The sequence below is a fragment of the Gemmatimonadaceae bacterium genome (assembly GCA_020851035.1).
Lineage (GTDB): Bacteria > Gemmatimonadota > Gemmatimonadetes > Gemmatimonadales > Gemmatimonadaceae > JACMLX01.
This window is the reverse complement of record JADZDM010000024.1, coordinates 153,205-163,646: the sequence shown is the minus strand read 5'-3', so window position 1 is coordinate 163,646 and position 10,442 is coordinate 153,205. Positions and strand designations below refer to the sequence as shown.

Annotated in this window: 10 protein-coding genes; 3 read left to right on the top strand and 7 right to left on the bottom strand. The window is 70.7% G+C overall.

Going from position 1 to position 10,442, the window contains the following annotated elements; all coding sequences use genetic code 11:
• The 4 genes from IT355_17355 to IT355_17340 all read right to left on the bottom strand — a co-directional run.
• Positions 1–114, bottom strand: a 114-nt coding sequence (locus IT355_17355; protein MCC7055044.1) for a prepilin-type N-terminal cleavage/methylation domain-containing protein, incomplete at its 3' end; no start/stop codon positions are given.
• A gap of 265 nt (positions 115–379) precedes the next feature.
• Entirely contained in the window at positions 380–802 is a 423-nt protein-coding gene (locus IT355_17350; GenBank protein ID MCC7055043.1) for a prepilin-type N-terminal cleavage/methylation domain-containing protein, read from the bottom strand.
• 227 nt (positions 803–1,029) lie between these two features.
• Entirely contained in the window at positions 1,030–2,406 is a 1,377-nt protein-coding gene (locus IT355_17345) for a sigma-54-dependent Fis family transcriptional regulator (protein ID MCC7055042.1), read from the bottom strand.
• On the bottom strand, positions 2,403–4,118 hold the full coding sequence (locus tag IT355_17340) for a PAS domain-containing protein (GenBank protein MCC7055041.1): 1,716 nt from the start codon (positions 4,116–4,118) through the stop codon (positions 2,403–2,405). Before IT355_17340 ends, IT355_17345 begins: the two co-directional genes overlap by 4 nt.
• Positions 4,119–4,166: 48 nt before the next feature.
• Here IT355_17340 and IT355_17335 point away from each other — a divergent pair, with 48 nt between their 5' ends.
• The 3 genes from IT355_17335 (at position 4,167) to arfB (ending at position 6,809) form a co-directional block, all read left to right on the top strand.
• Positions 4,167–5,483, top strand: a complete 1,317-nt coding sequence (locus IT355_17335) for an HlyC/CorC family transporter (GenBank protein MCC7055040.1) — start codon at positions 4,167–4,169, stop codon at positions 5,481–5,483.
• A gap of 65 nt (positions 5,484–5,548) precedes the next feature.
• A complete protein-coding gene (locus tag IT355_17330; protein ID MCC7055039.1) occupies positions 5,549–6,364 on the top strand; it encodes a methyltransferase domain-containing protein in 816 nt (271 codons plus the stop codon).
• A complete protein-coding gene (gene arfB / locus IT355_17325; protein ID MCC7055038.1) occupies positions 6,354–6,809 on the top strand; it encodes an aminoacyl-tRNA hydrolase in 456 nt (151 codons plus the stop codon). The genes IT355_17330 and arfB overlap by 11 nt, the downstream gene beginning before the upstream one ends.
• A gap of 7 nt (positions 6,810–6,816) precedes the next feature.
• Here arfB and IT355_17320 read toward each other — a convergent pair whose 3' ends face one another.
• The 3 genes from IT355_17320 to IT355_17310 all read right to left on the bottom strand — a co-directional run bounded on the left by IT355_17320 (position 6,817) and on the right by IT355_17310 (position 10,441).
• Positions 6,817–7,527, bottom strand: a complete 711-nt coding sequence (locus IT355_17320) for a hypothetical protein (protein MCC7055037.1) — start codon at positions 7,525–7,527, stop codon at positions 6,817–6,819.
• A gap of 86 nt (positions 7,528–7,613) precedes the next feature.
• Positions 7,614–9,104, bottom strand: coding sequence for a TolC family protein (locus tag IT355_17315; protein MCC7055036.1), 1,491 nt, complete (start codon positions 9,102–9,104; stop codon positions 7,614–7,616).
• A complete protein-coding gene (locus IT355_17310; protein ID MCC7055035.1) occupies positions 9,101–10,441 on the bottom strand; it encodes an HlyD family efflux transporter periplasmic adaptor subunit in 1,341 nt (446 codons plus the stop codon). Before IT355_17310 ends, IT355_17315 begins: the two co-directional genes overlap by 4 nt.
• Between the last annotated feature and the right edge of the window lies 1 nt (position 10,442).

The window sequence follows — 10,442 nt, the reverse complement described above, 5'->3', positions numbered from 1 at the left end:
CGAGCGCGAGGCGCGCTGCTTCGTGTTCGAGAACTTCGGGATCGCGACGGCAGCCAGGATGCCGATGATCACGACCACGATCAGAAGTTCGATCAGGGTGAAGCCCTTCTTCATGCTGCGTCGCATGGTGCAACTCCATAGTGGGGGACCGGTCACCGAGCGGCACGCTTGCCGACCGGTTCGGGCTCCTCTAAGGCAAACTTATGGCCGCGCCCGCTGCTCTTTGCAAGTCGTTGATTGACAACTACTTAGAAAGTACATCCTGCGGAATGCCGGCTCCGCCGCCACTGCTTTTCGCCACGTTCAGTGCGTTCTGCGATGTGCCGAACTCGTGCATTGCACCGGACGCGGGTGTGTGCCACCACGCCGCGGCGGCTGCCTACCAGCAGACGGGCACGCCATCCGGGGTGCCAGCGGGCATGCCGGCCGGCGCGGCCGCCGTCCCGACGAAGATGCCGCAGCTGCTCCCACCGGCGGCGGTGAGGCTGGCGTTCCACCCGGCGGTGCCGGCGGGGACACCGGTGAGGGCGATGGCCAGCGCCGTGTTGCCGCGACTGAGTGCGAAGCGCATGAGGGCGGTGTCGGCAAGGGCCCCGTAGCGGTCGCTGTCGGCGTAGAACCCTTCCTGGGCGGTGGCCAGGTTGCGCAGGTCGGCGATCCCGGCCGACCGGTTCGCGCGGCGCTTGGTGTTGGTGAACTTCGGGATCGCGATCGCGGCGAGCACGCCGATGATGACGACGACCATGAGCAGTTCGATGAGCGTGAAGCCCGCGCGGCGGCGCGCGGTGACGGGGTGGGCCATGGGCCCCTCCAGGCCTGGGGTGACTGGCGCCCGCGCGGAGTGCGAGGCGCACGGCCCCACTGTCACACCGGCGTCACACAGGCACCTAGGCGAACCGGCGCAAATCGCATCATTCGCGTGCCGCGCCTGCCAGCCGGTGTGCTCACCACCGGTTCGCGTGTCCCCTGGCGCACCAACGCGAACGGCGCCCGCAGGCGCCGTTCCGTCACCACGTCACGCGCCCACCGTCACGCGTCGGTGTCGTAGCGCGCGAGCTTGCGGTAGAGCGTGGATGCGTCGATGCCCAGGGTGGAGGCCGCCCGACTCTTGTTGCCGCCTTCCGACTGCAGCACCCACATGATGTAGGCGCGCTCGATGGCGTCCAGCGTGGGGTTCACGATCGCACGCTCCGCCACCAGCGGCTCCACGCGCCGCGCCGTCACGCGCTCCGGCAACGCCTCGACCCCGATGCTGTCACCGGTGCTCAGGATCACGGCGCGCTCCATCGCGTTCTCCAGCTCGCGCACGTTGCCGGGCCAGTCGTATGCCTGCATGGCATCGAGCGCCTCGTCGGTGAGGCGGAGCGGCACGTCGGTGCGCGTGCCGGCCACCCGCGACAGGAACTTCGTGGCCAGCACCGGGATGTCGTCGCGGCGCTCGCGCAGCGGCGGGAGGTGGATCGCGATCACGTTCAGGCGATAGAACAGGTCACCACGGAAGCTGCCGCGCTTGATCTCCTCCTCGAGGTCGCGGTTGGTGGCCGCGATCATGCGCACGTCGATCGGCTGCGACTCGGTGCCGCCGACGGGAATCACCTCGCGCTGCTGCAGCACGCGCAGGAGCTTGACCTGCGTGGCCGGCGTGGTCTCGCCGATCTCGTCGAGGAAGAAGGTGCCGCGGTTCGCCGCCGTGAACAGGCCGGCGCGGTCCTTCACGGCGCCGGTGAACGCCCCCTTCACGTGCCCGAAGAGCTCACTCTCCAGCAGCGACTCGGGGAGCGCGCCGCAGTTGATCGAGAGGAAGCTGTTGTCGCTGCGCGGCGAGAGGTCGTGCAGGTAGCGCGCGATGACTTCCTTGCCGGTGCCCGACTCGCCGGTGATCAGCACCGTGGAATCGGTGGGGGCCACGGTCTCCACCATCTCCAGCACCTTGAGCCAGCTCCGGCTGTTGCCGGTGGGCTTCTGGCCGGCGCTGCTCCGGTCGCGCCGCTGGATCTCCTGCTTCAGCGTCACGTTCTCGAGCTTGAGCTGCCGGTGCTCCGCCGCCCGCCGCAGGATCGCCACCAGCTCGTCGTTCCGGAACGGCTTCTGGATGTAGTAGAACGCCCCTTCGTTCACGGCCTGGATGGCGCTCTGCATGGACGCCTGGGCCGTCATCAGCACCACCGGGAGCTGCGGATCCTTCGCCTTCACCGCCGCCAGCACCTCGATCCCCGAGACGGTGGGCATGCGGATGTCGCTGAGCACGATGTCGGGGCTGCCCGATTCCAGGGCATCGAGGCCCGCCTTCCCACCCAGCGCGGTGATGGGGGTGAACCCCTCGTTCTTGAGCAGGATGCGGAGCGTCTCGAGGATGCCGGCCTCGTCGTCGACGACCAGGACGGTGGGCGAGGTTCGGTGGGTCACGCGGGCGCTCCGGGATCGGACTGGGTGCGGGGCAGGATGATCGTGAATCGGGTACCGCTGCCGGGTGACGAATCAACCAGCACGACGCCACGGTGCGCCTCGATGGCGCGGTGCACGACCGGAAGGCCGAGTCCGCTTCCGCGCGGCTTGGTGGTGAAGAACGGGGTGAAGATCTTCTCCCGCACTTCGTCCGTCATGCCCGGACCGTCGTCCTCGATCATGAGGCGCAGCGCGCCCCCGTCGGGCAGCACGCCCCCCGGCACAGTGTCGACCGTCGCCGCCTGCAGCACCACCCGCACGGTGCCGGCGCCGTCGACGGCCTGTGCCGCATTCAGCACGAGGTTGAAGATCGCCCGGTGCAGCAGGTCGGAGTCGCCATCCATGCGCTGCTCGTCGGCGTCCGACTCGAACACGAGCTGCGTGCGCACGCTCCGGTCGGGATGGGCCGCGACGAGGTTCACGATGTCGCGCACGAGCGCCGCGAGGTCCACCGGCTCGACCTGCGTGACGCGGACCCGTGCGAAGTCCAGGAACTCGGTGAGCAGGCGTGCCAGCCGGTCGCTCTCGCGCACCACCAGCCGCGTCAGCGCGCCGGTGTCCTCGTCCGCACTCGGCATGCGCCCGAGCTGCTCCACCGCGCTCCGGATCGAGGCAAGGGGATTCTTGATCTCGTGCGCCAGGCTCGCCGCCAGCTCGGACACCGCCTCGAGCTGGCCGGCGCGCAGGTGCAGGTCCTCGAGCTTCTTCTGGTCGGAGATGTCGCTGAAGATCGCCGTGGCACTCCCGGCATCCTCACCATCGTCGCGTCGCAGGAAGGTGACGGTGATGCCGAGCAGCAGCTCCCGTTCCTCCCCCTGCACCACCGCCTCGGCGCGCGAGGTGCGGGTCCGGGTGCGGATCGCGCGCTCGAGGGCGAGGAGCAGGCCGGGCGCCGCACGGTCGAGCTCGTCACGCGCCGGCCGGCCCACGAAGGCGAAGAGGTCCACCCCCAGCAACGCACTTGCCGCCTGGTTCGCATACCGCAACCGGCCCCGGCCATCCAGCGTCACCACGCCGCTGCGGATGTTGTCGAGCACGTCGGAGGCCTGCAGCCGCTCGCGCCGCAGCGTCTCCGCCAGCACCTCGGAACCCGACCCCACCTCCCGGAGCCGCGCCGAGACGTAACCCGTGCCCACCGCCACCGTGGCGAAGTTCGCCATCTGCAGCCACGCCGTGGGATCGAGGATGAAGTCGCGGGTGACGACGATGTCGGTGAAGTAGAAGGCGCAGACCAGCAGGGCCGCGATCAGCCCGCCGCTGCGGGGGATCAGCAGCGCGGAGTAGGCGATCACCAGGATGTAGAGGGCCGCGAACTGCGACTCGCTGCCGTTGGTCACGTGGACCAGCGCCGTGATCAGGGCGATGTCGGTGACGGCCTGCGCCAGCAGGAACCCGCGACTGGCCGGCGCGCGGTACATTTCGACCGCAATGAGCGAGATCCCCGTCACCGCGAACGCCATGATGGCTGCGGCCTGCACCAGAGTCACCGCCGTCGGGGTCTGCCCCACGGCCAGCTGGGGCAGTGCCACGATCAGCGCCACCGCCAGCACGGTCCGGATGGCGTACACCCAGAGCAGCGCGCGCCGCGGATCGAGGATGGCGCGCAGCCGCGTGATCGGCGTCAGGGCCTGCGCGGTGATGCGGTGCGGGGTCTCGCGGTGCGGGGTGTCCATGCGTGACGACAATGTGTCACCGGCATCACCGGCGCGGGGAGTGGCGGCATGAACCTGCCCGAGGCGGGCGTGGGCCTGCGACTGCTGGCGGTGCTGGTCCTCGTGCTCCTGAACGCGTTCTTCGTGGCCGCGGAATTCGCGCTGGTGGGGTCGCGGCGCAGCCGCATCGACCAGCTCGCGGCGGAGGGGGAGCGCGGCGCCAGGGCGGTGCAGGAAGCACTGTCGGAGCTGGACCGCTACATCTCCGGCACGCAGCTCGGGATCACGCTCGCGTCGCTGGCGCTGGGCTGGATCGGCGAGCCGGCACTGGCCACCCTGGTGGACGCCGGGCTGGCGAAGCTGGGGATCCATGCGCATGCCGGCGTGGCGCACACCACCGCCGGCGTGGCGACGGCGTTCCTCGTCATCACGTTCCTCCACATCGTGCTCGGCGAGCTGGCCCCGAAGTCGATCGCGCTGGTGGCGCCGGAGCGCGTGAGCATGTATCTGGCGCGCCCGCTGATGCTCTTCTCGCGGGTGATGAGCCCCTTCATCACGCTGCTGAACTCGGTCGCCAACGCGCTCCTGCGCCTGCTGGGGGTGGACCCGGCCGGCGGCGGGCACCACAGCATGCACAGCGCCGAGGAACTCCGCCTGCTGGTGATGCAGGCCGGCGCGCAGGGCACGCTGAACGAGACCGACAGCATGATGCTGGCCGGCGTCTTCGACTTCCACGAGAAGAAGGCGCGCGACGTGATGCGCCCGCGCACGGAGGTGGCGGCGATCCCGCTCGACTCCACCGAGGCCGAGGTCTGGGCCATCCTGCGCAGCGAGCGCTACTCGCGCTACCCGGTGATCGGCGACTCGCTCGACGACATCGTGGGCGTCTTCCTGGCGAAGGACCTGTGGCTGCACCAGGGCAGCTTCACGCTGCAGCAGTTCGTGCGCGCCCCGCTCTTCATTCCCGATTCGCGGCCGGCCGAACGGGTGCTCGACGACCTGCGCAAGACGCGCGCGCACATGGCGGTGGTGCTGGACGAGTACGGCGGAACGGCCGGCATCATCACCATGGAGGACCTGGTAGAGGAGGTGGTGGGTGACATCGCCGACGAGTACGACGCCGCCGCCCGTGAGGCGCTGGAGACGGACGGTGTGCTGGAGCTGGCGGGGTCCCTCTCGCTGATCGACGTGCGCTCGGACTACAAGGTCGCCGTGCCGGACGGCGACTGGACGACGCTTGGCGGGTACGTGTTCAACGCCCTCGGCCGGCTGCCGCGGGTGGGTGACCGGGTGACGATCACCGGCGCCGAGCTGGAGGTGGTGGCGATGGACGGCCGGCGCGTGGCCGCGGTGCGGGTGAACCGGACCCCGGCCGCAGGACGGTGAGACACGTCGCTCCCCCCGCGGCCGCCCTCCCTGTGCAGCCGCCCGCTCGCCGCCGTTATTTCGGCATGCGCCTCGCGACGATCGTCCTGCTCTCCGCCGCCGTCGCGTGTGCCCGCGACGAGCGCCTGGGCGACACGCGCGACGTCGCCGACAGCACACCGCGCACCTCGACCGTCGCGCGCTGGCCGCGTGACACCGGCGCGGTCCGTGCGCTGGCGCCGCCGGGCCTGCCGGCGTCGCAGTTCCCGGCCCCGCGCCGGCCGATCTCGAGCATCGTCTCCCCGCAATGGAGCGACGAGGCCGCCCGCGACGCCGCCCACGAAGCCGACACCGTGATGGCGCTGCTGGGCATGCGGCCGGGCATGGTCGTGGCCGACATCGGCGCCGGCAGCGGCTACTACGTGGCACGCATGGCGCGCCGGGTGGGGCCGCAGGGCCTCGTCTACGGGCAGGACATCATGCCGCGTTACCTGCGCTACCTGCGCGAGCGGGTGGACCGCGACGAGCTCACCAACGTCAGGCTGGCCCTCGGCGACCCGCACGACCCGCGGCTGCCACGCGCCGCGCTCGACTTCGTGACGATGATCCACATGTACCACGAGATCGAGCAGCCGTTCGGGCTGCTCGCGAACCTGGTGCCGTCGCTGAAGCCGGGAGCGCGCATCGCGATCCTCGACATGAACCGGCGCACCGACCAGCATGGCACGCCCCCCGCCCTGCTGCGCTGCGAGATGGAGGCGGTGGGGTACCGCCAGCAGGGCTTCCATGACCTGGGCGTGGATGGCTACGTGGCCATCTTCTCGGCGCCGGCCACCGTGAACCTCCCCCAGCTGGCCACCGCGGTGCGCCAGTGTGACGCCGTGGCCGAACGTGGCACGTAGCGACGACGAGGCACCACGCGACGTGCTGGTGGTGAACGCGCACGTGCACATCCCGCGCGCGGAGCTCGAGGTGCGGGCGTCACGCAGCGGCGGGCCCGGCGGGCAGCACGTGAACACCAGCTCCACGAAGATCGAGCTGCGGTGGCAGCCCGGCACTTCCGTCGCGCTGACCGACGCGCAGCGCGAGCGCCTGGCGGTGCAGCTCGTCTCGAAGCTGGACACCGAGGGCTGGCTGCGCCTGACGGCCAGCGAATACCGCAGCCAGCTGCAGAACCGCGAGGCCGCCGAGGCCCGGCTGGTGGCGATGGTCAGGGCGGCGCTGGTGGTGCCCAAGGCCCGGCGCGCCACCAAGCCGACGTTCACGTCGAAGGTGAAGCGGCTGGAGTCGAAGTCGCAGCGCAGCGAGGTGAAGCAGCAGCGCAAGCGGATCCGGCACGACGACTAGTCGCCCGTCAGCGGCCGAACGAGACCCCGATCGAGTAGGTCCACATGTCCACGTCGCTCTCGCGGACCAGCGGCGTGGTCAGCGTGCCGTCACCGAAGCTGTCTCGCGTGAGGTAGCGCGCCCGCCCGTTGAAGTGCCGCTGCGCGCCGACGTCGATGAGGACCATGCCGGCCACGGCGATGCGCACCCCGGCCCCCGCCGTCCGCGTGAACAGGTTGTCGCGCAGGTTCGTGGTCGAGAAGACGTTCTCGTTGCTGTTGTCCCGTCCATCGGCACTCGACTGCGTCCAGAAGCTGGTGAGGCCGGCGAGGGCGTTCACGTAGGGCCGGATGGGCCCCGACGGGAGTTGCAGCTCAGGCCCCGCGACGCCGGTGAAAATGTTGTTCGACGTGGTGATGTCGATCACGATCCGGCAGCCAGTGCCGAAGCACTCGCGCGTCTTGGCGCGGCCATACGTCACGAACTGCAGGTCGCCGCGGAGCGCCAGCGCCTTCTGGTGGCCGGGGAACCACCGGCCGTCGCCCCCGATGCCCCACCCGCTGTTCACGTAGCGCTTGAACTCGCCGGCAGGCTGGGCGTTCACGCCACGGATGCCGAAGCCAGCCTGTTCGGGCATCTGACGTGACTGCTGCGCGGCCAGTGGCACGGTCGGCAGGAGGACGAGGAGCAGGCTCGGCGCCAGCGCACGGCGCAGGCGAACGATGTCGGGACCGGTCATGGGAGTGCCCTCACGGGAGAGAACGCGACACACCAGAAGGTACGCCTCCCGAGCGCCACTGTTTCACCACCCCCAGTCCTGCCGGGTCAGCGCAGCTCAGGCAGCCGCCCCGGCTCACCCGCCGCCACCGCCAGCGCGGCCCGCGCCGCGAGGTACTTGGCCTGCAGCGCGACGTACTTCAGCTCCTCGTCCAGCACCTGCCGCTCGCGGGTGTTCAGCAGGAAGAGCGTGCTCTCGCCGGCCTCGAAGCGCACACGCTCGCCGGCGCTGAGGATGCGGTAGAGGCGCACGGCATCGCGCTGCAGGGCCAGCTGCGCATCGAACTGCGCAAGATCGTTGATGGCGGTGCGCACCAGCAGCACCACCTCGCGCCGGATCTCGCGCACGTCGAGCTCGGCGCGGTCGAACTTGGCGTCGGTGCTGGCGAACTTGCCCCGTTCCTTGAAGAAGAGCAGCGGCGACGAGAGGTTGAGCGCGCCCTTGAAGTTCCCGTCGCGGACGAGCGCCTCCCGCGGCTCGAAGCTCCCGCCACTGCGGCGCAGTGCGTAGAGGTCGGCGCTCGCCAGCGGGATCATCGCCTGCCGCGCGAGCGCCCGCTCGGCGCTGGCCTGGTCGGCCTTGCCCTCGGCCTTCAGCACGTCGGGGTGACGCGCCAGCACACGCGAGAGCAGCGCTGGCACCGCCGCAGAATCGAGCGTCACCCGGCCCAGCCCCGCAGCACTCGGCACCGTGCCCGGCGGGAGGTCGGCGGGCTGGGTGCGTTCGTCCCACAGATACGAGGTGAGGTCCAGCGTGGCCGCGAAGTACGCCTGCTCGGCGCCCGCGAGCTGCGCCCGCCGCCGGTTCAGCTCCGCCGCCGCCTCGATGCTGTCGATGCCCGCCGCGTCACCGGCGCGCACGCGGCGGGTGATCGCCACGAACCGCGTGTCGGCGAGCTGCACCCCCTCCCGCACCACCTGCAGCTGCAGCGCCGACGAATACCACTCGGCATACGACTTCGCGGCCGAGAAGAGCAGCTTCGCCGTGAGGCCGGTCCGCTCCGCCTCGGCCACGTCGCGCAGGGCACGGGCCACGCGCAAGGCGGTGCGCCGCTCGTCGGTCAGGATGCGCTGGCCGAGCGGGATCGAGAAGCCGGCGGAGAAGAGCCCGTTGGTCGGCGTGGTGAGCTGGGGATTGATGTAGCGCCCCGACGCCCGCTCGTACCCCAGCTTGAAGTCCGCACCGAACGGCGTCGGGACCTTGAGTGCGATGTCCGCGTAGTTGTAGTAGAGCGTCTGCGAGCCCGGTGTGGCTCCCTCGAACCGCTTCGCCTGCCACGACGCCTCGACCTTCGGCTCGAAGCTGCCGAAGGCCGCCGTCACGTCGGCGCTCGCCCCCTCCGCGATCAGGCGCGCCTGGCGCACGACCGGATGGTTGCGGCGCACGGCGTCGAAGAAGGCATCGAACGTCAGCGGCGTGCCGGCGAGCATGCGCACACTGTCGGTCACCACCGGCAACCCGCGCCGCGGCGCCGGCTGCGCGCCGGCCACCACCGACGCGCAGGCCAGCAACGTCACGGCGCGCCGCAGTGCTGTCACTTCGTCCCCGATTTCGCACCGCCGAACGCATCGTCGCTCGGCTGGCGCAGCGACGGCGGGAACCCGTTCACACGACGCCACAGTTCGAAGCCCACCCGCACCTGGTCGAGCATCGCCCAGCCCAGCACCCCCGAGCCCAGTCGGAGCTGCCGCGGCCAGGCCTCCTCGGTGGAATCGGGCACCACCAGCACGCGGAACTGGCCGGCGGCATCGGGCACCCGGTCGATCACCGCCACCGTGCCGCCAAAGGTGCCCACGCTCACGCTCGGCCAGCCGGCGAACTGCAGCGCCGGCCAGCCATCGAACTGCAGGCGCACCTTGCGGCCCACGCTGAGCAGCGGCACGTCCATCGGCTTCACCAGCAGCGCCACCGCCTGCTGCGCCGCCGCCGGCATGATCGTCACCACCGTCTCCCCTTCCTTCAGCTGCTCGCCGATGCCCGCGCGCGCGGCGCGCACGATGGTGCCGGCCTGCGGCGCGCGGACCACGTAGAACCCGTTGCGGATCTCGAGGTTGCGCACGTTCTGCCGCAGTTTCGCCACGTCCGCCGAGCCCTCGCCCACCTCGGCCATCGTCGCGGCGGCCTCGGAGCGCGCCTTCGCGATCTTCTCGCCATAGTCCACTGCCACGCCATCCAGCTCGATCTGCGCGGCCTGCAGCGCCTGGCGCTTCTCCTGCAGCTTCGCCACCGCGTTCTGGTACTTGACGCGCGCGTTCTCCACGTCGGTGAGGCGCACCAGCTCCTGGTCGAGCAGGGCCTGCTGGCGCTGCCACTGGGCCAGCGCAGTGGCGGAGTCGATCACCGCGGCCCGCACGTCGGCCTCGTACTGCGCCACCTTGGTGCGCGCCTTCTGCTCACCCAGGCGCAGGTTCCGCTCCAGCAGCCCGATCTGCAGCTCGAGCTGGCGCACCTTCTCCCGCTTCGACGTCACGGCCGACGACTTGCCGGTGAGCTGCTCGTTGTAGCGGTCGATGGTCTGCGGGTCGAGGTAGTCGTCCTTCACCTCGGTGATGCGCAGCAGCGGGTCCCCCGCCTTCACCACCTGCCCCTCCTGCACGTACCACTCGACGATCCGTCCCCCGATGGTCGACGGCACCACCTGCGGGCGATCCGCCGGCGAGAAGGCCGTGACCTCACCCTTGCCCTCGACGAACTGCTGCCAGGGCAGGAACATCGACGCGACGAACACGACGAGCGTGCCGATCACGATGCGGTAGAAGAGCCGGTGCGACGCGGGCGTGACGAGGAGCTTCGCCGACTCGAGGTGCTCGTGGTCGCTGAGGATGTCGCGCGGCACCTCGGCCGGCGCGGCGCGGCGGGATGGTGTGGTGGCCATG

Bases quoted from the DNA above. Each gene is read 5' to 3' on its own strand.
- IT355_17340 (MCC7055041.1), bottom strand. From the start codon at position 4,118: ATGGACACCCCGCACCGCGAGACCCCGCACCGCATCACCGCGCAGGCC.
- IT355_17320 (MCC7055037.1), bottom strand. From the start codon at position 7,527: ATGACCGGTCCCGACATCGTTCGCCTGCGCCGTGCGCTGGCGCCGAGC.
- IT355_17310 (MCC7055035.1), bottom strand. From the start codon at position 10,441: ATGGCCACCACACCATCCCGCCGCGCCGCGCCGGCCGAGGTGCCGCGC.
- IT355_17330 (MCC7055039.1), top strand. From the start codon at position 5,549: ATGCGCCTCGCGACGATCGTCCTGCTCTCCGCCGCCGTCGCGTGTGCC.
- IT355_17350 (MCC7055043.1), bottom strand. From the start codon at position 802: ATGGCCCACCCCGTCACCGCGCGCCGCCGCGCGGGCTTCACGCTCATC.
- IT355_17335 (MCC7055040.1), top strand. From the start codon at position 4,167: ATGAACCTGCCCGAGGCGGGCGTGGGCCTGCGACTGCTGGCGGTGCTG.